This is a genomic window from Acinetobacter sp. M5A5_2a (assembly GCF_053345265.1).
The window spans coordinates 56,501-81,670 of sequence record NZ_JBKEZV010000012.1; the positions used below are offsets into that span (position 1 = coordinate 56,501).

General features: G+C 41.1%; 20 protein-coding genes. 5 read left to right on the plus strand and 15 right to left on the minus strand.

Annotated features, from left to right (window positions below):
* Positions 1-18 precede the first annotated feature (18 nt).
* Both ACLBWE_RS16070 and abaR read right to left on the minus strand, forming a co-directional pair.
* Positions 19-1,908, minus strand: a complete 1,890-nt coding sequence (locus tag ACLBWE_RS16070; RefSeq protein WP_348950928.1) for a fatty acyl-AMP ligase — start codon at positions 1,906-1,908, stop codon at positions 19-21.
* A gap of 872 nt (positions 1,909-2,780) precedes the next feature.
* Entirely contained in the window at positions 2,781-3,497 is a 717-nt protein-coding gene (gene abaR, locus ACLBWE_RS16075; RefSeq protein ID WP_045437002.1) for a LuxR family transcriptional regulator AbaR, read from the minus strand.
* Positions 3,498-4,133: 636 nt separating this feature from the next.
* Between abaR and ACLBWE_RS16080 the strand changes: the two genes are divergently transcribed.
* On the plus strand, positions 4,134-4,550 hold the full coding sequence (locus ACLBWE_RS16080) for a DUF4902 domain-containing protein (protein WP_348950932.1): 417 nt from the start codon (positions 4,134-4,136) through the stop codon (positions 4,548-4,550).
* A gap of 63 nt (positions 4,551-4,613) precedes the next feature.
* On the plus strand, positions 4,614-5,180 hold the full coding sequence (gene abaI, locus ACLBWE_RS16085; RefSeq protein WP_080632017.1) for an acyl-homoserine-lactone synthase AbaI: 567 nt from the start codon (positions 4,614-4,616) through the stop codon (positions 5,178-5,180).
* A gap of 140 nt (positions 5,181-5,320) precedes the next feature.
* Here the strand turns inward: abaI and ACLBWE_RS16090 are convergent, their stop codons facing one another.
* The 7 genes from ACLBWE_RS16090 to ACLBWE_RS16120 form a co-directional block, all read right to left on the minus strand.
* Positions 5,321-6,682 (minus strand): MFS transporter, encoded by a 1,362-nt coding sequence (locus ACLBWE_RS16090; protein WP_447603983.1) that lies wholly within the window; start codon positions 6,680-6,682, stop codon positions 5,321-5,323.
* A 121-nt stretch (positions 6,683-6,803) separates the two neighbouring features.
* Positions 6,804-7,829: an enoyl-CoA hydratase/isomerase family protein gene (locus ACLBWE_RS16095; protein ID WP_447603984.1), complete on the minus strand. Its 1,026-nt coding sequence runs from the start codon at positions 7,827-7,829 to the stop codon at positions 6,804-6,806.
* A 12-nt stretch (positions 7,830-7,841) separates the two neighbouring features.
* Positions 7,842-8,615 (minus strand): enoyl-CoA hydratase, encoded by a 774-nt coding sequence (locus ACLBWE_RS16100; RefSeq protein ID WP_045126167.1) that lies wholly within the window; start codon positions 8,613-8,615, stop codon positions 7,842-7,844.
* A 21-nt stretch (positions 8,616-8,636) separates the two neighbouring features.
* Complete coding sequence (locus ACLBWE_RS16105) at positions 8,637-9,764, minus strand: acyl-CoA dehydrogenase family protein (protein WP_003655633.1); 1,128 nt, start codon at positions 9,762-9,764, stop codon at positions 8,637-8,639.
* Positions 9,765-9,775: 11 nt separating this feature from the next.
* Positions 9,776-11,425 carry an AMP-binding protein gene (locus ACLBWE_RS16110; RefSeq protein ID WP_447603985.1) on the minus strand — a complete coding sequence of 550 codons (1,650 nt, stop codon included), beginning with the start codon at positions 11,423-11,425 and terminating at the stop codon, positions 9,776-9,778.
* A gap of 77 nt (positions 11,426-11,502) precedes the next feature.
* Complete coding sequence (gene mmsB, locus ACLBWE_RS16115; protein WP_447603986.1) at positions 11,503-12,393, minus strand: 3-hydroxyisobutyrate dehydrogenase; 891 nt, start codon at positions 12,391-12,393, stop codon at positions 11,503-11,505.
* Positions 12,394-12,404: 11 nt separating this feature from the next.
* Positions 12,405-13,922, minus strand: coding sequence for a CoA-acylating methylmalonate-semialdehyde dehydrogenase (locus tag ACLBWE_RS16120; RefSeq protein WP_447603987.1), 1,518 nt, complete (start codon positions 13,920-13,922; stop codon positions 12,405-12,407).
* A gap of 166 nt (positions 13,923-14,088) precedes the next feature.
* On the opposite strand from ACLBWE_RS16120, the gene ACLBWE_RS16125 reads away from it, so the two are divergent.
* Positions 14,089-14,970, plus strand: coding sequence for a LysR family transcriptional regulator (locus tag ACLBWE_RS16125; protein ID WP_004640467.1), 882 nt, complete (start codon positions 14,089-14,091; stop codon positions 14,968-14,970).
* 57 nt (positions 14,971-15,027) lie between these two features.
* On the opposite strand, the gene ACLBWE_RS16130 is transcribed toward ACLBWE_RS16125, so the two are convergent.
* The 5 genes from ACLBWE_RS16130 to ACLBWE_RS16150 form a co-directional block, all read right to left on the minus strand.
* A complete protein-coding gene (locus ACLBWE_RS16130; RefSeq protein WP_371864207.1) occupies positions 15,028-16,461 on the minus strand; it encodes an amino acid permease in 1,434 nt (477 codons plus the stop codon).
* Between the two features lie 370 nt (positions 16,462-16,831).
* The gene (locus ACLBWE_RS16135; protein ID WP_427962350.1) at positions 16,832-18,271 is read right to left on the minus strand and encodes an amino acid permease; all 1,440 of its coding nucleotides are present in this window, start codon (positions 18,269-18,271) and stop codon (positions 16,832-16,834) included.
* 162 nt (positions 18,272-18,433) lie between these two features.
* Positions 18,434-18,793, minus strand: a complete 360-nt coding sequence (locus ACLBWE_RS16140) for a RidA family protein (RefSeq protein WP_447603988.1) — start codon at positions 18,791-18,793, stop codon at positions 18,434-18,436.
* A gap of 10 nt (positions 18,794-18,803) precedes the next feature.
* Positions 18,804-19,907: an alanine racemase gene (gene alr / locus ACLBWE_RS16145; protein ID WP_447603989.1), complete on the minus strand. Its 1,104-nt coding sequence runs from the start codon at positions 19,905-19,907 to the stop codon at positions 18,804-18,806.
* Positions 19,908-19,927: 20 nt separating this feature from the next.
* Positions 19,928-21,193 carry a D-amino acid dehydrogenase gene (locus tag ACLBWE_RS16150; protein WP_056484021.1) on the minus strand — a complete coding sequence of 422 codons (1,266 nt, stop codon included), beginning with the start codon at positions 21,191-21,193 and terminating at the stop codon, positions 19,928-19,930.
* A 136-nt stretch (positions 21,194-21,329) separates the two neighbouring features.
* Here ACLBWE_RS16150 and ACLBWE_RS16155 point away from each other — a divergent pair, with 136 nt between their 5' ends.
* Positions 21,330-21,797, plus strand: a complete 468-nt coding sequence (locus ACLBWE_RS16155) for an Lrp/AsnC ligand binding domain-containing protein (protein ID WP_003655656.1) — start codon at positions 21,330-21,332, stop codon at positions 21,795-21,797.
* Positions 21,798-21,843: 46 nt separating this feature from the next.
* Here ACLBWE_RS16155 and ACLBWE_RS16160 read toward each other — a convergent pair whose 3' ends face one another.
* Entirely contained in the window at positions 21,844-22,989 is a 1,146-nt protein-coding gene (locus tag ACLBWE_RS16160) for a DUF1624 domain-containing protein (RefSeq protein WP_447603990.1), read from the minus strand.
* A gap of 74 nt (positions 22,990-23,063) precedes the next feature.
* On the opposite strand from ACLBWE_RS16160, the gene ACLBWE_RS16165 reads away from it, so the two are divergent.
* A complete protein-coding gene (locus ACLBWE_RS16165) occupies positions 23,064-25,154 on the plus strand; it encodes a TonB-dependent siderophore receptor (RefSeq protein WP_447603991.1) in 2,091 nt (696 codons plus the stop codon).
* Positions 25,155-25,170 lie beyond the last annotated feature (16 nt).

Genomic DNA, 25,170 nt, shown 5'->3' on the forward strand with positions numbered 1-25,170 from the left:
ATGATTAAAGGGTAAGGATTAAAACAAAGCACTTTTCAGTCGATTAAAAATGAGCGTGCGCACTTCTCGTTCCTTGATCATTGAATTGAGTAGATTGGAGCTATAACGAATCAGTTGCCCCCGCTGCTCACGATCACGGATGACTTCTAAGCCGTTCTTGACATAGTTTCGGGCCATCACCGTTCTACGGTTTGGATGGGTTAAACAGATCAGTTGACCGCGCTCGATCTGCTCTTTAATTTTTCTTCTTCTAATTTTGCCGCTGGTAGTCTTGTTTATTCGACCTTGATGCAGTAAATAGACACCTTCTACAGGCAAGCCGATATCAGCCGCCACTTGCTCTTTAACCTGAGTTCTGATGGTTTCAAAATTAAGGGTCTTGTCTATCGACTTCTTCTTGATCTCAAGCACAACCGTAACACCGTCAGAATTAGCGAAATTCACTGCTGCGACACAACCCTTACGGACAGCAGGATGCGCTACTTCGACGGAGCACTCGATATCTTGCGGGTAATAGTTTTTGCCACGGATGATAATCACATCCTTAAGGCGACCGGTTACATACAGGTCTCCATCTTTGACAAAGCCCATATCACCAGTTCTCAAGTAATGCACTTGACTAGGCTTACCTGCTTTATCGAGGATGGTTGCAGCAAAGGTTTCCTGATTGACCTCAGGCTTCTGCCAGTAACCCGCAGTGACACTCTCACCTGCTAGCCAGATTTCACCGACTTCATGAGCTCCTACCTCTTTGCGGGTATGCGGATTGACAATACGGCAATCAATGTGTGCTGAGATCTTGCCACAGCTCACCACTTGCACTGCTGTCTGATCTTGGCTGCTCTGCACCAAATTGGCATTCAACTTTTCACGATCGATTGAAATAGCATTGAGAGGACCTGTTACACCACTGACTAAGAGCGTAACTTCTGCCAAGCCATAGCACGGTAAGAAAGTATCTAGGCTCAATTTCGACTGAGTATTGAATTTTTCCATGAAACGCTGCATGACGTTGGCCTTGATCGGCTCGGCACCGTTAAACAGCACACGCACACGGCTCAGATCAAGCGATGCAGCCTCATCATCCGAGATGCGGTGTAGGCACAATTCATAGGCAAAGTTTGGCCCACCACTAATCGTGACCCCTTTTTCGCTAATGCATTGCAGCCATTTAAGAGGTTTACGAATAAAATCCAGCGGTGACATCACATAGCAAGTCAGACCTACATACACGGTCTGTAAAACCGAGCCGATCAATCCCATGTCGTGATAGACAGGTAGCCATGTAAGACCGATATCATCGGCTTGTGTGCCAAAAGCTTCAGCAATCATGACTTCATTTGCCATGATATTTTTATGGGTGACGATCACACCTTTAGGCCAACCTGTTGATCCTGAAGTGTATTGTAGGAAGCAGATATCTTCTTCAGAAATCAGAGGAAAATCCTTTTCCACCAAGTCACGTTGCAATTCGGCATCAACGGCATGCAATATTAAATTTTCATTTTGAGCTTTTAATGTGATCAGACCTGATAGCTCAAGAATCTTCTGAGTTGTGAGTACGATCTTTGGCTCACAGTCATTCATAATATTCAAAATATTAGAAAAACCGTTGCGATTAAAAGGCAAGCTGACAGGTACTGCGATAATTTTAGCTTTCAGACAAGCAAAGAACGATACAATAAAGTCCAGTCCAGGCTCGAACAACAATACGGCACGATCGCCACTGTCTACAAGATTCATTAATATTTGAGCTTGATATTGAACCCGCTCGTTCAGATCTGCATATGTCAGAGATTGAATACCACCAGATTGGCGTCCCAAATATTCAAAAGCAATCTTGCCTCCATTTAAATTTGCGTGGGATTCCAAAGTTGCAATGATATTATCCGTACCCATTACAGCCATAACTTAACTCCAATTATTTATAATTCACCCTTAAAACTCGCTAATTCAAAAATTACATGTCTAGCTGGGGCTTTTAATAAAAAATGAATATACTTTTTTTGTTTAAAATATAAATTCACATTATATTTTATGTGCGAGTGTTTTTTATTACACCTGTAAGGGTTTACAGGTTGGCCTATATTTATTGAAAATTAAGACACTAGATCTCTTTCATAAATTATTTTTATTCAGTCAATTTTGTGAAATCTGGAAATTAAATTAAAACTCAAATTCAATCTTTCATATCTATTTCAATAATATTTAACAAGGTTTCTAAAGGTTTTTAGCCTGCCAAGTTACAACCAGTCCGTATTCTTATTTTATTGTTCTCTTGATTGTAGATCTTGAATTTAAGATCTAATTTACTGTGTGCTTTCTCTTTTAAAGGGTAATAAAAGATTCAGGTAAAATCCCCTAAGAGCCTTTATTTACAAGGATAAATCTTATAAAGAAATCTGCTTTAAATTGTATTTAAATAGCTCAAAACCATGTACAGCACCATGACTAATATATAAACTTAGAATCGATATATTTCATCCATAGATAATACAAAAAAATACGAATATTTATTTTTAGAAAGGATATTAATCAAAAAATTATTTTGTTATTAATATTAAAATAATAGAAAAATTAAAAATACTCTATTAGTTAAAATTTAAAAAACAGACTCTCAAGTAAATAATTTTTTATAGAAAAATTCCATTTTAATTAAAATTTTATTAAATTAAAAAATACTTTTTTAAAAAATTAATTTTATTTTAAACATACATCTAATAATATTTTATTTTATTAAAATCCAACACTAACTTTCCATATTATTTATATGTGAATTCCTACAAAATCCCTAACATCACAGCCCGAATAGCTGCTGAAATTTTATTATTCACATTTAGCTTCTGCATTGAATTTCCAAGATGAAAATTTATGGTTCTTTCAGCTACACCGAGAATCTGAGCTATCTCTGCTGACGTTTTACCTTCCGCAGTCCAACGTAGAACCTCTTTTTCTCGGTTCGTTAAATAAAGATTAAACTGAGCAAATTCCGCATCATTCACAATTTTAGCAATGCTGGAATGCACTGTCTGAGACAACCAATACATGTTTGTATATTGAGCTTTCTGCTCTTTTTCTGATAATTGGTCAGCGGATCTTGCCAGTGTTAACATCCCCCTTGTACCAATAAAGTCACGGCTTGACTGTGCCCAACCAACATTTAAACCATAAGAACGCGCCTCCTCCCAAAAATCTTTTTGAGATTGCGTGTTCGCAGATTGGCTCGACCAGACAAGAGGTTGAAGTGACAGCATACAATGCTGTACGGTTGGATCTACCACCACATATCGCTGTTTAACATAACGCTTCTGCCATGCTTCTGGATAATTATTCAACATAATCGTTTTTGGTTCAGCAATAGATAATGGTGCCTGCATGCCATAAGCACAATAATCAAATCCGAGCTTTAAAGCTGTAGATTTGACGACCTCAAATAGCTGATATTCATTTTTTACCATCAGAGATGCTGATAGTAAATCCTCTTGCCAATTTTCCATTTACTCTCATTAGACCTTATTCATAAATCATTTTTTAGTTGCATATAGGGAATTCATAATCCAATTAACAACATTTTTGAGCCTGAGAGGGTGGTAAATTCTTCGGATAAACTAGTTTCAGAAAGCTTTTTAAGGTTGTTATATTGCATATGTGAATTATGCTTGAAAGTCTCAAATATAAAGAACGCATTTTATTCCAAAAATGAGTATTTTTTACTTTCAAAAGAAGTCTATTATTTATCCTTATTTGTATATTTCTATTAATTTAACTAAATAATAACTTCTACTAACAATACACTCTATATAAGTTTTCCATTTATTATCTGGTGAAGCTTAGAATAATTATAATGATCTGGAAAATATTGTTTCAATAATGAGGATAGACATTATCTACAATGCACATGATAAATTTACCCTATTGATAATATTGAAATGAGCAACTCTCTCATATTGAAGCTACAGAATGCTCAATTTCTGCATAAGTAAAACCCACTGCCTGAATTACTTTCTAAAGAACAGCTTAACGCTGTGTACCACCAGATTACGACTGACCTGTAAAACATAACAGTATTTAATTGGCAATAATTTATGTTATTTATCTATAGAACTGTAATTCAAGTCACTTGAACAGGTAGCATGGTCACAATCCCCTCTGATTTCTCAATCTCAACAGATGGTTTTATTCGGATGAATGAAAACCAGCTTATGAATTACCCCCTCCAACATCTCATATCTACTGTTGAATCAACACAAATTGAAGATTCTCAAATTCTATATTATGGGTTTACTGAATGGGCAACATCACTGACCCCAGCTTTAAGTACCGGATGGGACTGGGAGTTTGTTGAGCAAGATGGCATCGCTAGCTTAAAGCGAATTGGGCTACCTCGAAGTAATATCATGATTGTTGATATATCTGGTGCAGATATTGGATTTGATGTTACTGAAACATTAATCGAAAAAAAAATAGATACTTTGTTTTGGGAACAGTTCATTTATGCTCAAATCAATACAACGCAAACAAAGACTAAATTAAGTCCAAATTTCTCTTAGAAACCTGTTAATTCTTACAGTTACCACCTTTCCAGCTGTCAAGTAAAGTCGCCTGAAAAATAAGTGGAAGCACTTGTAATGAATGTTATTGTTGGATTCCAAAACAATTTTTCAGAAGGCCTATATACCAAATTTAAAAGTTACCGCTACAGGGTATTTGTTGAACATTTGGGTTGGGAATTAAACTGTCCAAATAATGAAGAACTAGACCAATTTGATAAGATCGATACAGCTTATGTCGTTGCTCAAGATAGAGAATCTAATATTATTGGCTGTGCCAGATTGCTACCCACCACTCAACCCTATTTACTCGGTGAAGTATTTCCTCAATTAATGAATGGAATGCCTATTCCTTGCTCGCCAGAAATTTGGGAGTTATCAAGATTTTCAGCCGTAGATTTCTCGAATCCACCTTCCTCTGCTAGTCAAGCAGTGTCATCTCCTGTTTCTATTGCAATTCTGCAAGAAGCGATCAACTTTGCAAGAGAACAAGGCGCAAAACAACTCATTACGACCTCACCTCTTGGTGTAGAGCGTTTATTACGTGCTGCGGGTTTTCGTGCTCATCGTGCAGGTCCGCCAATGGTTATCGACGGATATGCTATGTTTGCGTGCTTAATTGAAGTGTAGTTGGTTAAATCAAAGTCTAAAAAATTGGTAACATTGCAAAGATGAGGGGCATGAGTTCGAATCTTGTTTCCCTCGTTAAAATTTAAAAGCCCTAATCAAACGATTAGGGCTTTTTTCTATTTAAAGCATTAAACTTAATATTAAGAATGCTCAGTAATCTTGGTTTTCAAATTTAATTCTGATTTCTTATGATAAGCCTCATCAGTTTTAGTCTGCCAATCACGTGGCATAAATGAAGTCGATATAATCGCAACGATAGCCATAGATCCAATATAAATCATAATTAAGTAAGGATTACCCTGCCCAATACTTAAAAGTTTCGTCGCAATTAGCGGCGCTAAACCACCACCGAGCACTCCAGCTAGCTGTACCGAAATTGAGATTCCGCTATAACGAATTTCTGCCGGAAATTGACGAGCAAAAAGCTGAGCCTGTGGTGCATACATAATCGGGAAAACCACACCAATCGCTAAAACAATTGCCGTCCAGACCAATACCGGATCTTTTGTGTTGAGCATAGTAAAAAATGGATAGCAATAAAGTGCCAATACGCATAGGCCAAACATAAACATATTGCGTTGACCAACTTTATCTGACAAATGTCCACATAACGGCGTCATAAAGAGAATGACCACAGCACCGCAAATGGTGGCAAATAAAATGTCCTGGCGTGGAATCCCAAGTTGAGCAGTGGTGTAAGCCAACGTAAAGGTTGAAGCAATATAGAACCATGCATTCTCAGCAGCACGCGCCAAAATAATCGTGATGAGCTGCTTTGGATGATTTTTAAAAACTTGTAAAGCAGGAACTTTTACCTCTTCAGACTGCTGTTTTACTTTCTCAAAATCTGGTGACTCAGGCACTTTTACACGAATATACCAACCAACTGCCAGTAAAATAATGCTGGCAAGAAATGGTAAACGCCAACCCCAGCTAAACAGTGCTTCTTCAGGTAATAATGACACCAGTCCTAGTGCGATTGAGGCTAGCATTAAGCCACCACCCGTACTGGCTTGAGGCAAGCTTCCCCAAAACCCTTTACCGCCTTCAGGTGCATGTTCAACGGCCATGAGTACAGCACCGCCCCATTCACCGCCCATTGCCATACCTTGAATGAATCGTAAGATCACCAAACCGATTGCAGCCCAGTAACCAATTGATTCGTAAGTCGGTAATAAGCCAATGAGAACCGTCGGAATCCCCATTAACATTAACGTTAGCAACAACATCGACTTACGGCCAATCTTGTCACCAAAATGACCAAAGACTAAACCACCTAGTGGTCGCCCAATAAACCCAACGGCATAGGTTGCAAATGCAGCAAGTACACCTGTAAGTGCATCCAGATTTGGAAAAAACAACTTATTAAAGATGAGAGCTGCTGCTGCGCCATAAATAAAGAAGTCATACCACTCAATAGTAGTACCGACCATGCTAGAGATGCCTGCTAATCGATGTGACGACTTTTTAGAATGTGAACCATTTCCTTGTATTGTTTGCATCGCAATTTCCTTTCTTGGATTTTCTTGTTTTGTCTTTTTTATGCTTATGACCAGCCCTGACCATAAGCATTTTCAGGTCTCGTTTTATCTCCTTAAGCTTTTTTGTTTTTATAATGCGGGCTTAGCTTAGCTTTTCTAAAATTTGCTCTAGCTCCGGATTACGTTCTTGCCACTGTGGTTGTTTATCTTTATCGACAATGAGCGCACGAACACCTTCAATAAAGTCGCCATGCTCAAACCAGATATCCTGTAAATCACGCTCAAGTTGCATACATTGCGGCAAAGAAAGCCCACGCCCTAAATGTTGCAGCTTCAAACTCGTTTGTTTGGCAATAAATGAACGTTGCTGCAAAATGCTGAGCATCTTGCTGGTCCAAGTCTTTAAACTTTCATCTTGTTCATTTTCAAGACTTTGTTCAATTTCATCTAAATGCTGAAAACCGAAATGTTTACGAATACCTTCCGCCAATTGTTTGAGCTCACTTTCGGCAGGACGAGTAATAAATTGAGTAATGATCTGCTCAATTCGTTCTTTACTTAAACTTGGCGTATCAACAAGTGCTTCTTGCAATGCTTGTAACTGCTCGCTTGGCACATGGTAGTCAATTAAATCGAGATAGAGTGCATCGCTACTGCTGATCTGCTCACCCGTAATTGCCATATAAACGCCGATATCATCAAGTCGAGACAGGAAGTGTGTTGCGCCAACGTCTGGGAAAAAACCAATCGCTGTTTCAGGCATGGCAAATCTGGACTTTTCACTGCTCACGACAATATGACAAGCCTGAGCTAAACCAAAACCACCACCTAACACATAGCCATCGAGTACAACGATGACTGGCTTTTCATATTCACGCAGCGTGGTCAGCATTTTATATTCAGCACTAAAATAGCCTTTATAGTCAGCCGTGCCATTTTTATAACTGTCGTAAAGATAGCGAATATCTCCACCTGCACAGAAAGCCTTTGGACTATTTGACTTAATTAATACTGCCTGAACAGCAACATCATTTCGCCACAGTTCCAATTGGGCACCAATGCCTTCAATCATATCTAGTGACAATGCATTGAGATGAGTCACACGGTCTAGAGTAATAATGCCCAACTTACCTTGCTGCTCAATCATTAAGTGATTTTCTGTATTCATTTTATTGATCTCTTATTGATTTTTAAAATTTGGCTGGCGTTTTTCAACGAAAGCCTGCATTCCTTCTTTTTGATCAGATGTCGCAAAAATTGAATGGAACATACGTCGCTCAAAGCGTAAACCTTCGGTGAGATTCACTTCATAAGCTCGGTTAATGGTTTCTTTGAGCATCATGTTTGCAGTTAAAGATCGTGCTGCAATTTTTTCTGCGGCTTGCAGGGTTTGTTCAAGTAATTCTTCTTTACTAAAAACACGTGCAACCAGCCCACTTTGCTCGGCCTCTACTGCGCCCATTTGTCGCGCGGTAAAGCACATTTCCATTGCTTTGGCTTTACCAATCGCATGAGTTAAACGCTGTGTACCACCAATACCCGGAATTACGCCTAAAGTAACTTCGGGTAAGCCAAACTTGGCATTGTCAGCACAATAGATAAAGTCACACATGAGCGCTAATTCACAGCCACCGCCCAACGCATAACCACTGACTGCTGCAATTAAAGGTTTACGGCGCTGGGCAATACGGTCTGCAAGATGAAAAAAGTCATCAAAATAAATATCTGGAAATACCAAATCAGCCATTTCTTTAATGTCTGCACCAGCGGCAAAAGCTTTTTCTGAGCCTGCTAACACCATGCAGCCAATTTCACGATCTTTTTCAAGCTGATCTAATGCCTGATTAATCTCACTAATTAATTCGCTGTTTAAAGCATTGAGCGCTTGAGGGCGATTTAATGTAATCAGTCCAACCCCATTACGCTTTTCTAATAAAATACTTTGCCACTGCATGATTTATTCCTTGTTCTGGTTTTATAGACTGCGTGCGATGACTAAACGTTGAATATCACTCGTGCCTTCGTAAATTTGGCAAATACGAGCATCACGGTAGATACGTTCAATCGGGAAGTCTTTGAGATAGCCATAGCCACCAAACACTTGTAAGGCGCTCGAACACACACGCTCCGTCATTTCCGAAGCAAATAGCTTGGCCATTGATGCTTCATTTAGACACGGTTGCCCTGCTTCTTTTAAACGTGCAGCGTAGTGAACCAGTTGTCTGGCAGCTTCAATTTCGGTTGCCATACTAGCAAGGCGAAAAGCGATAGCTTGATGCTCAAAAATCGGTTTGCCAAAAGTAATACGTTCTTTGGCATAGCGAGTTGCTTCTTCGAGCGCTGCACGTGCCAAACCTACTGCCTGTGCGGCAATGCCGATACGACCACCTTCTAAATTGGCAAGTGCAATTTTTAAACCTTCGCCTTCTTTGCCTAGCATGAGGCTTTTATGAATGCGTACATCTGTCAGTGCAATCTGGCAGGTATCGGATGCGTGCAGGCCTAGTTTTTCTTCAACACGAATCACTTCATAACCCGGTGTATCACGTGGAACTAAAAAGGCACTAATCCCTTTTTTACCTGCACTTGGGTCAGTGACTGCAAACACGATAATCACACCCGCATTGTTGCCAGAGGTAATAAACTGCTTGGCGCCATTTAAAATGTAATCATCACCATCTTTAACTGCACGGGTTTTAAGTGCTGCTGCGTCTGAGCCTGTATGTGGTTCAGTTAGGGCGAAAGCACCGATCATTTCACCTTGCGCCAAAGGTTTTAAAAACCGCTCTTTTTGCTCATCGGTACCAAACTTTAAAATAGGCACACAGCCAACTGAGTTATGTACGCTCATGATGGTCGAGGTTGCGCCATCTGCTGCGGCGACTTCTTCAAGTGCTAACACATAGGCTAAATTGCCCGTGTCTGAACCACCCCATTGTTCTGAAACAAGCATGCCCATAAAACCAAGTTGCCCCATTTGAGCCAAGGTTTCCTTTGGGAATGTCCCATCTCGATCCCAATCACTGGCATTGGGCTTGATTTGCTCTTGGGCGAAACTTTTCGCCATATCACGAATGAGTAATTGTTCTTCGGTAAATTGCATTGTTATTTCCTTTACCCTGCTTTAGCTTGTTGTTTAGCAATTTCTTGATTACGCAATAAAAAGCGCTGAATTTTACCACTTGGAGTTTTAGGTAATTCACTCACAAATTCAACTAAACGTGGGTAAGCATGTGCAGAAAGTCGTCTTTTAACAAATTGGCTGAGTTGTTCAGCAAGTGCATCTGAGGGTTGAGCGTCGGCAGCTAAAATTACAAATGCTTTAACGACTTCGGTACGATCTGGGTCAGGCACACCAATCACTGCTGCTTCAATGACAGCATCATGTTCAAGCAAAGCACTTTCCACATCAAATGGCCCAATCCGATAACCCGATGTCGTGATCACATCATCACTGCGTCCAACAAAGCTCATGCTGCCATCAGCATGGAGCTCGGCAGTGTCGCCAGTTAAATAGTAATGACCAATGAAAGGCGATTTTCGGCTTTCTTTATAACCACCGAACCACATCATTGGAGACTGGCTAATGTCGACCGCTAAAATTCCCGGTGTATCTGGCGGAAGTTCTTCACCTTGTTCATTGACAATCGCAACACGGTAGCCCGGACTTGGGAAACCTGCTGAACCGGCATGGATTTCATGTTTTAAACCATGATGATTACATACCACCATGCCCACTTCGGTTTGCCCATAGTGGTCATAAATCGGCGCATCAAGCACTTGTTTAAACCAGCGAATCACTTCTGGATTAAGCGGCTCACCTGCACTGCTAACGACACGGAATAATCCTTTTAACGGCGCCATTTGTGCCGGATCAGCCGCCATCATCATGCGGTAAGCCGTAGGTGCACCTGCCAAGTTGTTAACCTTATAATCTTTCACAATTTGACATAGGCTATCTGTGCTGAAACCACCTTCATAGAACAAAGTAGCGTGGCCTAAAAATAACGGCCCAGTAATCGCATAGTACAGACCATAAGCCCAACCCGGATCGGCAATATTCCAAAACGAGTCTTCTTCGGTTAAACCAATGGCATCTTGCATATATCGCCCAACGGCAATCAGTGCTTTTAACGGCACTTCCAATGGTTTCGCTGGCCCTGTAGTGCCTGAAGTAAACATCAATAAAAATGGATCTTGGATGCTACGCATGACCAAATCGCATTGATCAGACTGCTGCTTCACTTCATTCCAAAAGTTAAAATCATCTGCTTTAAGTGGAGTACCTTGCACATCGGCAACCGTCACAATTGGAGGGCAATTCTCAATTTCATCAAGCTTGCTGCGGTTACCTACATCGGTCACCACCAGCTTGCTTTGTGCAAGCTGAATACGGTGCTCAATCGCTTTTGGACCAAATGCAGTAAATAGCGGTTGATAAACTGCACCAATACGCCAAGCTGCAAAAATGGTCACGATCAGTTCAGGTGTTCTCGGTAATAGACCTGAAATACGGTCACCTGCTTTCACACCTTGTGATTTTAAAAAGTTGGCAAATTGACTCGACCATTCTTTTAGTTCACGGAAGGTGTATTGCTCTTTTCGCCCGTCTTTTCCTTGCCAATACAGTGCAATTTTGTCGCCATCTGCGTGTCGATCACAGCATTCATAACAAGCATTTAAGGCATCGAGTGAACCTGATAACATTTTTTTTGCAGTACTTTCCAAATCGAAAGTCTGTGCAGCATTTTGATAATCCATCATATCTTTTCCCTCAGTCCGGATTTGTTGTTATTCACGACAGGGTTTAATTGAGTTAAAGCCATCCTTTGGCTTTGCCGTTATGCCTCTTGAGGCAGGTATTGCTGAATAATGCTCGAAAAATCGAGATTGGCATTACCACGCATGCACATTTGCTGATACAGCTGCTGTACCATGCCACCTAATAAAATTGGCTGTTTAACTTGACCTGCGGCTTCGACAGCGAGACCTAAATCTTTCAACATCAGCTGAGTTGCAAAGCCGTCTTGATAGCCTCTAGACGCTGGCGCATTTTCATTAATATGTGGCCATGGGTTACACACATCCGAGCTCCAGCAACGACCGCTTGAGGTGTTAATAACACCTGCCAATGCTTGTGGATCGATGCCCAGCTTTACACCGAGTGCCATACCTTCGGCCACCGCTGCCATTGAAATACCTAAAATCAGGTTATTGCAAATTTTGGCAATTTGGCCTGCACCGACATCACCACAATGAACAATATTTTTGCCCATGTGGCTGAGCACAGGTTTTACTTCGTTAAAGGTTTGATCATCGGCACCCACCATAAAGGTTAGGGTCCCCGCTTGAGCACCAATGGTCCCACCAGAGACTGGCGCATCACAGATTTTAATATTTTTGCTATGTGCAACAGCAGCAATATCTTTAATGGTTTGCGGGTCAATGGTACTGCTATCAATGCATAAGCTACCTGCTTTTAGCACTTCTAAAACACCATTTTCACCTAAGTAAACCTCTTTAACATGCTTTGCCGCAGGCAACATGCTAATGACCACATCAGCTTCTTTCGCGGCTGCCTGTGGACTGTCACATACTACGCCACCCGCCTCGGCAAAGTGCTGAATAGCAACTTCACTGAGGTCATAACCATAAACTTTGATTCCGGCTTTAAGTAGGTTATGGGCCATTCTGCCGCCCATATTTCCTAGACCGATAAAGGCGATATTCATCCGTGATCCCCTTAACGTAAACTAATGGTTGTATTTACTGCACCAACCTCATGGCTGTCTTCAAACCAGCGACTAGTAATGGTTTTGGTTTGGGTATAGAACTGCACAGCTTGTTTGCCGTATGGTCCCAAATCACCAAGTTTTGAACCTCTTGAACCCGTAAAACTAAAGAAAGGCACTGGCACAGGAATTGGAATATTGATACCCACTTGACCAATATCAATGAGGTTTTGGAAAGTACGCGCAATCGCACCACTTTGCGTAAATAAGCCCACACCGTTACCAAATGGATTGGCATTGATTAGAGCAATCGCTTCCTCAAGTGTGTCTACGCAAATAATTGAGAGTACAGGGCCAAAGACTTCTTCTTTATAAATACGCATGTCGGTATTTACGCCGCTAAAAATCGTTGCACCTACAAAGTTGCCCGATTCATAGCCTTGAACTTGAACATCGCGACCATCGAGTAGTAGTTCTGCGCCTTGCTCAACACCGCTATTAATCAAATCAATTACACGCGCTTTCGCACGTTTTGAAATGACAGGGCCAATGTCAGTATTTGGCTCATGGCCTGCATTCACTTTTAAGGTTTTCGCTTTTTCGACTAACTCTTGAATCCACTGTTTGCTTTCACCCACCATCACTGCAACCGACAATGCCATACAGCGCTGCCCTGCTGCACCAAACGCTGCGCCCACCAAGGCATTTAAGGTTTGTTCTTTATTGGCATCTGGCATGACAGCCACATGGTTTTTTGCACCCATCATCGACTGCACGCGTTTGCCATGTTGCCCAGCAAGGTTATAAACATGTGTTCCGACAGCAGTTGAGCCAACAAATGAAATGGCTTTAATGTCTTTATGCGTACAGAGACGATCAACCACTTCTTTACCGCCATGCACAACATTCAGTACACCTGCCGGAATACCTGCTTGAATCGCAAGCTCAACGAGCATCATGGTCGATAACGGGTCTTGTTCTGATGGTTTTAAAACAAACGTATTGCCACAAACGATCGCCATTGGGAACATCCACAGTGGAATCATCGCTGGAAAGTTAAACGGCGTAATGCCAGCACACACACCCAAAGGTTGCTGCAAGGTATACGTGTCTACACCACGTGCCACACCCTCGACATATTCACCCATTTGTAAGGTGCCGATTGAACAAGCATGCTCAACCACTTCTAAACCACGTTGAATATCGCCTTCAGCATCTGCCAAGGTTTTCCCTTGTTCAGCCGTCAGTACTTGCGCAATTTCCTTCATGTTGGCACGAATCAAATCTTGCAGTTTAAGCATGATGCGCATACGTGCTTGAATTGGGGTTTGGCGCCAAGAAGCAAAAGCATCTTGTGCAGCTTGAATAGCAGCATCGACTTCTTGAACCGTTGCAAATGGTACGCGACCAATCACTTCCTGAGTTGCAGGGTTAACAATGTCTTGCCATTCCTGTGTTTCAGATTCGATAAATTGTCCGTTAATGAGTAATTTAGCGGTTTCCAATTCGATTTTTTGGATTGTGTTCATAACCTCTCCGTAGGCCATATTTTTATTGTGTTCAATTATTAGAAAATACTTTTTCGACGTATTTTCTTTATTTCAGTTTCAATTGAGACTAACAAAGAAATCTTTGACCACCAACGCAAATTCATGCACGATTGATGTGCAAATATGCACAGGGATTACAATAAAAATGAAAGTGGATTGGGATCATCTACATTTTTTTCTGGTTTTAGCTCGTACTAAAACCCTAACCAATGCTGCGCGTATTATTGGGGTAGAGCATAGTACGGTTGCAAGACGGATTCAGGCTCTAGAACTTGCTTTAGGTACAACGCTCTTTAAGCGTGAAGCAACTGGTTATGAACTGACACTTGAAGGGATGGCACTTGTTCCTCGAGTTGAACAAATGGAACAAGCTTTCTTACAAATTGAAAAACCACATCAACCTTTACAAGGCCGTGTGCGAATTGGCACACCTGAAGGTTTTGGTACCGCATTTTTGGCCCGCTTACTGGCTGAGTTCTCTATTCAATATCCATTGCTTACCATCGACCTGATTCCAGTGCCAAAAATGATTAAGCTCTCACACCGTGAGGCCGACATTGTGGTGTCAATTGACCGCCCCACTTCTGGGCCATATATCATTACGCGCTTGTCTGACTATTGTTTAAAAATTTATGGCAGCCAAAACTATCTGGCGCAAAACCCACCTATTCGCGGTTTAGAAGATTTAACCCAGCATCGCTTCGTGAATTATATTGATGATTTGGTCTATAGCCCCGAGCTGTACTGTTTAGAACGATTGCCCTTAAAGCTCAATGCAAATTTTCGGAGTAGCAGTATTTTGGCTCAACAAATTGCGGTGAGTGCTGGTGCAGGGCTTGCAATTTTGCCCAAGTTTTTGGCAGATGATAAACCGGAACTTGACGTCGTTTTAGAGCAACAAGTTCGCTTTACCCATACGTTCTGGATGTTGACATTTGTTGATTTACAACATGAACCACGCATCAAATTAGTTTGGGATTATCTACGTAAGCAAGCCGATAAATATCAACATTTATTGGTTGATTAAAGAGTCTAAATAAAAAAGCCAATCATGATTGATTGGCTTTTTTGAAATTATTAATAATTAATCAAAAGTTTCTTGGCCTAGTTTTTTCATGCGTGGTTTATAAAACACATGATAGCTAACGCCTAAAACCACTAACCATAATGGACTAACATATACCGCTTTTAAGGTATCTGGTTCTAATGCCAGAATCACTAAAGTGAACAAGAAAAATGCAATGACAACATACGCCATCAACACCCCGCCCGGCATTTTAAAGGTCGATTTAGCATGTAACTCTGGACTCAACTTACGGTAACGTAAATAGCACGCCATGATCAGAAGCCATACGCTAATAAAGAGAATCACACAGAGTGAACTTGCCAAAGTAAATGCTTCCATCGTGTTTGGAACAAAGTACTGCAACACTGCCCCACCCATAATGAAAATACATGAGAAGATTAAACCATTTGAAGGTACAGCACGTTTTGATAAACGCCCCAATGCACTTGGCGCCTGACCATCTTTCGATAAACCGAACAGCATACGACTGGTTGAAAACACACCGCTATTCATTGAAGACATGACCGAAGACAGTACCACCAAGTTCATGATAATCGCGGAAACCGGAATACCCGCATTTAAGAACAACTCAACAAACGGGCTTTTATCTGCGCGAATGTGATCCCATGGTGTCACTGACATCACCACAAAGAGTGCTAACACATAGAATAAAATAATACGAATTGGAATCGCGTTAATCGCTTTCGGTAGATTTTTCTCTGGATCTTTCGTTTCAGCCGCTGTTGTACCAATCAGTTCAACGCCAATAAAGGCAAACACGGCAATCTGGAAACCTGCCAAAAATCCGCTTACGCCTTTTGGAAATATACCGCCATGCGACCACACATTACTTACACTCACAACCTCTCCATGTGGAGCTTGAAAATGAGTGAGGATCATGTAACCACCGACTCCAACCAGGCCAATAATGGCCAAAATCTTAATGAGTGCGAACCAGAATTCAACTTCACCAAACAACTTCACCGTAAGAAGGTTAAGCCCTAAAATGAATAGTACACAGCCTGCACTAATCATGGCCTGTTGCATTGGTGAGAAACTGGCGCCTTCGGGCAGCCAGAAACTTAAATAGTTAATGACGGCAGAAAGATCGGCTATACCCACTAACACCCAGCCTAACCAATAGGTCCAGCCTATATAGTAGCCAGCCCATGGTCCGATCAAGTCATAAGCCATATCAACAAATGATTTGTAATGTAAGTTGGCAAGCAGTAGTTCACCCAATGCGCGCATCAGAAAAAAGAACATGCCGCCAATTAACATGTAAATCACGAGAATTGAAGGACCTGCGAGGGAGATGGTTTTGCCCGAGCCCATAAATAAGCCGGTTCCAATTGCACCGCCAATTGCAATCATTTGTAGATGGCGATTATTTAATTTCCGTTGTAAATGATCAGGGGAGCCTGCCTCATCTGAATGATGAACCATTGTCATATTAGAAGTCCTTTTTATATTTTGCTTAACTTAAATCAGCAACCTATAGGGAGAAAAACGAACCGTATATCGTGGGTTGCTGAGTCTATACCTCAGGACAAGATGTTCAAGTATATTTTTCCTTAATTGATAAATCGTTTGTCCTGTTTTTTTTAAGTCACATTATTTATGTAATGCCTTCACGGCAATTTTAATTAACATATCTGGATTCTCCAGATTAGCCGAAGTGTAGCACGCGATAATGCTATATGTACTTTTCCAACACCCTCAAAATCGCACCATTGACTCAAAAATAAACAATATTATTCCGATAAAAAATCGAAAGAAAATAAAAAAAGCCAATCATGATTGATTGGCTTTTTATTAAAACTTAATGATCGTTGACGAGCTCACGTCCTAGTTTTTTCAAGCGTGGTTTATAGAGCACATGATATGTGACGCCTAAAATAACCAACCATACTGGACTGACATATAGTGCTTTTAAAGTATCTGGTTCTAATGCCAAGATCACCAAAGTGAAAAGCATAAATGCCAGAACTATATAGCTCATCCAAACGCCGCCTGGCATTTTAAAAGTTGACTTTTCATGTAATTCAGGACGTAATTTACGATAGCGTAAATAGCACACCATGATGAGACTCCACACACTAATGAATAGAATCACACAGAGTGAACTTGCCAAGGTAAATGCTTCCATTGTGTTTGGAACAAAGTACTGAAGCACCGCCCCACCCATAATGAAAATACATGAGAAAATCAAACCATTTGAAGGTACTGCACGTTTTGATAAACGACCAAATGCACCCGGTGCCTGACCATCTTTTGATAAACCGAATAGCATACGACTGGTTGAAAACACACCGCTGTTCATTGAAGACATCACCGAAGACAGCACCACCAAGTTCATGATGATCGCAGAAACAGGAATACCCGCATTTAAGAATAACTCAACAAACGGGCTTTTATCTGCGCGAATGTGATCCCACGGTGTTACTGACATCACAATAAAGAGCGCTAATACATAGAACAAAATAATACGTATCGGAATCGCGTTAATTGCCTTCGGTAAATTCTTCTCTGGATCTTTCGTTTCAGCAGCCGTTGTACCTACAAGTTCAACCCCGACAAAAGCAAATACGGCAATCTGGAAACCAGCCAAGAAGCCTTCAGTACCTTTCGGGAATAAACCACCATGCGACCAAACGTTACTGATGCTTGCTACGGCGCCCTGTGGCGCTTGGAAATGACTGAAAATCATGTAACCACCCACTCCGATCAGGCCAATAATCGCCAAGATCTTAATGAGTGCAAACCAAAATTCAATTTCACCAAACAAACGTACAGTCAGTAGGTTAAGACCCATCACAAACAATACACAGCCTGCACTAATCATGGCTTGTTGAGTTGGAGAAAAGCTCGCGCCATCGGGCAGCCAGAAACCTAAATAGTTTATGACCGCTGAAAGGTCCGCAATACCCACCAGCACCCAGCCTAACCAATAGGTCCAGCCCAAATAATAACCAGCCCAAGGACCAATCAAGTCATGAGCCATATCAACAAAAGATTTGTAATGCAGATTTGCAAGGAGCAACTCGCCCATTGCACGCATTAAGAAAAAGAACATTCCTCCAATGATCATATAGATCAAAAGGATTGAAGGACCTGCGAGGGAGATAGTTTTACCCGAGCCCATAAATAGGCCGGTTCCAATTGCACCGCCAATTGCAATCAGTTGTAAATGACGGTTAGACAGTTTTCGTTGCAGATGATCAGGAGAATTTTCTGTATCTGAATGACGAGCCGTTGTCATATTAAAATTCCTTTTTGTATTCCTTTGTTAAGATCAGCAACCTATGGCGAAAATCGAACCGTATGCCACAGGTCACTGAATCTGTTCACCAAAAAATGACTGGTTAAACCGTACCTATCTTCCTTCTGTTAGATACATCATCATTTTTGGAGTAAAAACGAATTACTTTTGTGCTGCCGTCACGGCAATTTCAATGAGCCAGTCTGGATTAACCAAATCGGCCTGAATTGTGGCACGCGATGGAGCAACACACCCTTTTAACCAGTCAACCCAAATGGCATTTACGGTTGAAAAGTCAGAAAGATTTTTCAAATAGAGCTGTGCAGAGAGCAAGCGAGATTTATCGGTATCGGCAAGCGCCAAAAGTCCATCAATTGTTGCAAGAATTTCACGAGTTTGGCCTGCCACGTCTTGCTCGGTATTTTTAGGTACCTGACCTGACAAATAAACCACTTTGTTAAAAACAGTCACGGCACTCATGACTTCGTTAGTGTTAATCTTTTGTATATCTGAATTAGACATTCGGATTTCCTTATACCTGATTAATAAATTGAACACGGGCGGTGACAGCACACATCAGTTCATACCCCACCGTACCCGATGAAACTGCGACATCGTCAATAGGCAAAATAACGCCTGTACTTGATTGCCCCCAGAGCACCACTTCGCTGCCGACTTTGGCACTATCAATGCCAGTTAAGTCGACTGCCAACATATCCATGCTGACACGGCCGACTGTACGAGTGCGGACAGAGTCCACTAAAACAGGCGTACCTGTCGGTGAAATACGCTGATAACCATCGGCATAGCCACAAGCTACAATCCCAATAGTCATTGCTTGCTCTGCGACAAAGTTTGAGCCATAACCTACGCTTTCATTCGCATCTAAATGCTGAACGGAAATAATTTCACTGCGTAAACTCATGGTGGGTTGTAAACCCCAATCGGCAATACTATGCGTCGGGTAGTCTGGCGAGCTGCCATAAAGCATGATGCCGCTACGTGCATAATCTGATTTGAGCTGGTCTTGATAGCGCAGAATTGCCGCACTATTACTTACCGATCTTTCACCCGGTAAATCTTTAATAATTTCTTCAAATGCAGTGATTTGATAATCAATACCCTGCTGACCGAAACGATCGCCATCTGCATCTGAAAAATGCATCATGTGCGTAATCTTGGAGACGTTTGCTAAATTATTTAAACGTTCCCATGCCTGAACATAGTGCTGTGGTTTAAAACCAAGGCGGTTCATGCCACTGTTCATTTTTAGGCAAATATCAAATTGAGCTGGATAGGGATGCTTTTGAACCCACTCAATTTGCTCTTCACTGTGAATGGTGAAACTAAGCTGATACTTCACACAATCAAATAAGTCTTGAGGAGAAAAGATCCCTTCGAGCAATAAAATTGGACCTGTCCAACCTAGGGCACGAGTTCGTTTTGCTTCATCAAGATCAAGCAACGCAAAGCCATCTGCGGCTTTAAAAGCTTCATAAACACGTTCAATTCCATGTCCATAAGCATTGGCTTTTACAACGGCAAAGACCTTACTGTTTGGCATAGCCTTGCGTACCACCGCCAAGTTATTTTGCAAGGCTTGACGGTGGATGACTGCGGTAATAGGACGAGGCATGATTAATTTCCTAACGTCCGTTATGCAGCATGTGCATGAGAATAGCGCTGAATTGAAAGACCATCTGTACTGATTTCAGTCTTATGATTCAAGACGATGTCACTAATTAATTTTCCTGAACCACATGCCATAGTCCAACCTAAAGTACCGTGGCCTGTATTCAAGAACAGATTTTTAAAGCGGGTCGCACCAATAATCGGTGTACTGTCTGGTGTCATTGGACGTAAACCAGTCCAGAAAGATGCCTGTGCCATATCACCGCCCGGGAACAAGTCCTGAGTCACCATTTGCAAGGTTGCACGGCGGTCTTCATTTAAACCCAAATTGAAGCCACTTAACTCTGCCATTCCACCTACACGAATACGTTGATCAAAACGGGTAATCGCAATTTTGTAGGTTTCATCAAGCACGGTAGATTGCGGAGCAAAAGCTGGATCAACAATTGGAATCGTCAACGAGTAACCTTTTACAGGATATACAGGCAACTGTAGATCGAGTGGTTTCAAGAAATCACGTGAATAACTACCAAATGCTAGAACATAACGATCTGCGGTTAAGACTTTGCCATTGACCTGAACGCCCTTAATTTCATCGCCTTCAACAATCAATTTTTCTACGTTCTGGTTGAACTGGAAGTTAACCCCAAGCTCTTTAGCAATTTGAGCTAAAGCATTAGTAAATAAATAACAGTCGCCTGTCTCATCATTTGGTAAATGCAAACCGCCAACAAGTTTATCTTGCGTATTTGCCAAAGCTGGCTCTACACGACCAAGCTCATTGCCATTTAATAATTCGTAACTTACGCCACACTCTTGTAGCACGCTAATGTCGCGTTGAACCGCTTCCATTTGTGCTTCTTTACGGAATAACTGCAAAGTGCCTTTCGCACGGTTTTCGTAATTAATACCTGTATCTTTTCTGAGTTCACGTAAGCAGTCACGGCTGTATTCAGCCACACGCATCATACGTTCTTTGTTCACAGCATAACTTTGTGGATTACAGTTTTTCAGCATTTGCGCCATCCACTGTAACTGCCACATGCTGCCATCTAAATTAATAGCAAGCGGTGCGTGGTGTTGGAACATCCACTTCACAGCTTTAAAAGGAATTCCTGGTGCTGCCCAAGGGGTTGAATACCCTGGCGAAATTTGACCTGCATTACCAAAACTTGTTTCTTCAGCAGGACCTGACTGTCGATCAAGAACAGTGACCTCAGCTCCTTGTTGAGCTAGATAATAGGCACTTGCCACTCCGATAACGCCGCTACCTAATACAATTACGCGCATTTCCATTCCCTCACGCACACCAGTTTATTTAACTAGTATATTTCCGCCTCAATAGTTTATTTCACTGTTTTTCGGGCTATAATCTAGGTAAATTTATGTTTTTATCACAAGAATTTTAAAAAAAGAGGAAATATCTATGCGCCCCTTAGATCGTATAGATCGTATGATTCTGGATATTTTGCAGCGTGAAGGACGAATTGCGATCAGTGAATTGGCATCGAGAGTCAACCTGTCGACCACCCCCTGTTCAGAGCGTGTCAAACGACTTGAACGCGATGGCATCATCATGGGTTATTTCGCACGACTAAACCCAGCCTACGTTGACCGTAATCTGCTCGTTTTTTTAGAAATTAAACTATCAGCCAAATCAGGCGATGTATTTGATCAGGTTGCTAGAGACTTAGTCGAGATTCCTGAAGTACTCGAATGTCACCTCATTTCAGGTGAGTTTGACTATCTTGTAAAAGCCAGATTAAAAGAAATGAGTGCCTACCGCCGCTTGTTAGGAGATCTGTTAAAGAAACTCCCCGCTTCAGCATCTTCACATAGTTATGTGGTCATGGAAGAAGTTAAAGAAACTTTATATCTAGATGTGAGTAAGTAAAGCGAGGCCACTATTGAACTCGCTTTACTTACCCACATTTTGAACATTAGAAATATTTTAAAATCGAAATATGTTTATTTTGATGTTTGAATTTCGAGAACCATTTAACAGCAGGATAAAGCGCAAAAGACAACACAATCGTGATTAACCACAGCATCCACACATGATTAACCGACAAATAATTGCCATGGTTGGCTCCCCACATATTGACTGCAAACACATACATCAGTTTCAACACATATAAATGCAGTAAATAAAAGAACATAGGCACAGAGCCAAACACCACCAATGGTTTTAAAAATGAATATTGCTGCATACGTTCAAAAGCAACCAGTACAATCAAACCGATTCCAACATTCAGCAAAATAAACAGCAAAGACGGTGGATACTTGGTGAGGTTAAAAAAGCTCATTAAAGTGAGTTGTAATGACTCAAAATGCTGCCACGGCTGGTCACCATAGATATTGATAAAACGCAGTAAAACAAATAATCCAATACTTGCCAGACCGATACTCAATAAATAGCGGCTTCTTTGTTTTGCAGTATATTTTGAACTAAAGAATTGGCCTAAAACATAACCCAGCAAAATAACACCAATCCAAGGCAAAACAGGATAGCTTGTGCGAAGCTTTATACCTGCAAACTCGATCCAACCACGCTCGTGTAAAACGAACCATACATTCTGTAAAAAACCATTTGTAAAATGCACTGAATCTAATAAGTTGTGCCCAAAAATAATCACTAAAGCCGCGCCAGTAAGAACAGGCAACGGTAAACTCACACAGCAAGCCAAAACCACCATGCTAATCCCAATCGCCCATATCACTTGTAAATAAATGACTTCTGGTGGAAAAGTTGCTGTCCAAGCAAAGTTCACCAATGTCAGCTCTAACACAATTAAAAATAGACCACGCTTCAATAAAAATGCACGGGTTTGCTGTAAATCCTGTTTTTTTGAATGAAATAAAAAAGCCGAAATACCTGTTAAAAGAACAAAAACTGGAGCACAAATATGTGCCAATAACCGACTACCAAATAATGCAGGTTCAGTCACTGTTACATCCATTGGATCTATGACCTGCTTATGCAAATAGAAAGTTTCTCTTACATGGTCGAGCAACATAATCAAGATGACCAAACCACGTAAGGCATCAATCGACTGTAAACGCTCAATATTTTTTTCTAAAGACATAGCGATAATCAATAAAATAATGTAACGTTATACTATTACATTTAATCCCTTTTGTCTTTCATGGCTGCTCATTTATGCAACACAAATTAGGTTTGTTGTCTTCCTTAGGTCTATCTTTTATATCGACACTCAGTTGGGGAGAAGAAACGTCAACGGTACTGGCAACCATACGCGTTCAGGCTGAAACCACCCAAGAAGATGTAAGTCAAAATAGTTCAGCGACTAAATTTTCCCATGATGTTTTGGACGTCCCTTTTAATCGTGCTTTTGTTTCTAAACAGGTGATGGAACAACAAGACGTTCAGCGCATTGATGATGCATTAACCTTAGTCAGTGGGGTTTTTCATCAGAATAATTATGGTGGTGGTTTTTGGGATAATTACTCTTTCCGTGGTTTTAGTGGTGATCCAAACTTAGGGGCTACCATGATCCGTAATGGTTTGAGTGTAAACCGAGGGATTAGTGCTCCCAAAGACATCGTAAATATTGACTCTTTAGAGTTTTTAAAAGGGCCAATGGCTGCGCTATATGGCCGTGGGGAAACAGGAGGTTTGCTCAATCTAAATAGTAAAAAACCACAGTGGGAAAGCGAAAGTGAAATTAACTTACGTGCCAATAGCCAAGAACAATATCGAATGAGTCTGGAACACACCGCGCCAATTAACAATGAACTGGCCTATCGTTTAGCTGTTGCCCATGAAGATAATCAAAGCTTCCGTGATCATGTCAGCAGTGAACGCTGGTTCTTTTCGCCGCAGCTCACATGGAAAATTTCAGACCAGACGCAAATCGATTTTGACAGTGAATTTACTCAGCACAAAGGAACTTTTGACCGTGGGGTAAGCACCGTTAATCACCAGTTTGTGATGAACCCGAAAACCTTTACGGGTGAACCTGATGACGGCGATATGAAAGTAAAAGACTACTTTTATCAGTTACGTCTTAGTCATGAATTTAACCCTGACTGGAAACTGAATAGTGCCGTTAGTTATAAAGATGCTCAAATGGTCGGCTTTTCGACCGAACCACGACGCATACAAGCCGACGACCATACTTTAGAGCGCCAACGCCGCTATCGTGATTATCAAAGTGAAGATGTGCTTGCTCAGACAGAATTACTTGGCAAAATTGATACATCTTGGGCCCGTCACGAAATTTTAGTTTCAACTGAACTTGGCCAACTCGACTATCAACAATATCAGCTACGTCGTAACCATAGCTCAGGCATGCCAAACACAATTGATATTTACCAACCTGAATATGGAAAATATTTACCAGATTTAGCACCATTCACCAACACCAAAGAGCGCCAACGCTATTTCGCACTCAATGTACAAGACCAGATCTTTTTTAATGATCAGTGGAGTGTGTTATTCGGCAACCGTTTTGATCAGGTCGAACAAGACTTTAAAAATCACCTGACTCAGACCGAAAGCAACCAGACACTTCACCAAAATAGTCCACGTTTCGGAGTAAATTTTAAAGCTTCTGACCAATGGGCTTTTTATACGAACTATGGTCGTTCATTTGCGATGAATAGCGGTATGAACCGAAATGGACAAACCTTTGCTCCTGAAAAAGGCGAAAGCTATGAGGTTGGTACAAAATATAAAATAAATGACCAAAGTGTACTTAGTCTCGCTCTATTTAAAATGAAAAAACAGAATGTGCTGACGACAGATCCAATCGACAATGCATTCCAAACAGCCGCTGGTGAAGTTAGCAGTAAAGGGATTGAATTTGACTTAAATAGCCAGATCAATGATCGATGGCTCGTCAATGCCAACTATAGTTATACTGATGCTCAAATTGAAAAAGACCAAGACCTAGCTAAAGGTGCTCGTCTTAGCAATGTTCCAAAACACCAAGGTTCAATCAGCACCAATTATGAATTTCTGCAAGAAGGCACGAAAAAGGCAGGTGTAGGTGCCAACCTCACTTATGTTGGTGAGCGCAGTGGTCATAACATTGATAATGGATTTAACTTACCAAGTTATACGCTGGTGAATTTAAATGGCTACTATGCCCCATCCGACCGCTTACGTTATCAGCTGAATGTAAATAACTTGTTTGATAAAACTTACTATGTCTCAAGCTATAGCGATTTATGGGTTCAACCGGGTGAACCACTGAACGCTTCAATTTCGGCACAGTGGAAATTTTAATTTATCTATAAAATAA

Excerpts from the sequence above, each read along its gene's own strand:
- ACLBWE_RS16110 (WP_447603985.1), bottom strand. The coding sequence starts at position 11,425 with ATGATGGATTATCAAAATGCTGCACAGACTTTCGATTTGGAAAGTACT.
- alr (WP_447603989.1), bottom strand. The coding sequence starts at position 19,907 with ATGCCTCGTCCTATTACCGCAGTCATCCACCGTCAAGCCTTGCAAAAT.
- ACLBWE_RS16125 (WP_004640467.1), top strand. The coding sequence starts at position 14,089 with ATGAAAGTGGATTGGGATCATCTACATTTTTTTCTGGTTTTAGCTCGT.
- abaR (WP_045437002.1), bottom strand. The coding sequence starts at position 3,497 with ATGGAAAATTGGCAAGAGGATTTACTATCAGCATCTCTGATGGTAAAA.
- ACLBWE_RS16155 (WP_003655656.1), top strand. The coding sequence starts at position 21,330 with ATGCGCCCCTTAGATCGTATAGATCGTATGATTCTGGATATTTTGCAG.
- ACLBWE_RS16120 (WP_447603987.1), bottom strand. The coding sequence starts at position 13,922 with ATGAACACAATCCAAAAAATCGAATTGGAAACCGCTAAATTACTCATT.
- ACLBWE_RS16100 (WP_045126167.1), bottom strand. The coding sequence starts at position 8,615 with ATGCAGTGGCAAAGTATTTTATTAGAAAAGCGTAATGGGGTTGGACTG.
- ACLBWE_RS16160 (WP_447603990.1), bottom strand. The coding sequence starts at position 22,989 with ATGTCTTTAGAAAAAAATATTGAGCGTTTACAGTCGATTGATGCCTTA.
- mmsB (WP_447603986.1), bottom strand. The coding sequence starts at position 12,393 with ATGAATATCGCCTTTATCGGTCTAGGAAATATGGGCGGCAGAATGGCC.
- ACLBWE_RS16165 (WP_447603991.1), top strand. The coding sequence starts at position 23,064 with ATGCAACACAAATTAGGTTTGTTGTCTTCCTTAGGTCTATCTTTTATA.
- ACLBWE_RS16080 (WP_348950932.1), top strand. The coding sequence starts at position 4,134 with ATGGTCACAATCCCCTCTGATTTCTCAATCTCAACAGATGGTTTTATT.
- ACLBWE_RS16140 (WP_447603988.1), bottom strand. The coding sequence starts at position 18,793 with ATGTCTAATTCAGATATACAAAAGATTAACACTAACGAAGTCATGAGT.
- ACLBWE_RS16070 (WP_348950928.1), bottom strand. The coding sequence starts at position 1,908 with ATGGCTGTAATGGGTACGGATAATATCATTGCAACTTTGGAATCCCAC.
- ACLBWE_RS16105 (WP_003655633.1), bottom strand. The coding sequence starts at position 9,764 with ATGCAATTTACCGAAGAACAATTACTCATTCGTGATATGGCGAAAAGT.
- ACLBWE_RS16090 (WP_447603983.1), bottom strand. The coding sequence starts at position 6,682 with ATGCAAACAATACAAGGAAATGGTTCACATTCTAAAAAGTCGTCACAT.
- ACLBWE_RS16095 (WP_447603984.1), bottom strand. The coding sequence starts at position 7,829 with ATGAATACAGAAAATCACTTAATGATTGAGCAGCAAGGTAAGTTGGGC.
- ACLBWE_RS16130 (WP_371864207.1), bottom strand. The coding sequence starts at position 16,461 with ATGACAATGGTTCATCATTCAGATGAGGCAGGCTCCCCTGATCATTTA.
- ACLBWE_RS16150 (WP_056484021.1), bottom strand. The coding sequence starts at position 21,193 with ATGCGCGTAATTGTATTAGGTAGCGGCGTTATCGGAGTGGCAAGTGCC.
- ACLBWE_RS16135 (WP_427962350.1), bottom strand. The coding sequence starts at position 18,271 with ATGACAACGGCTCGTCATTCAGATACAGAAAATTCTCCTGATCATCTG.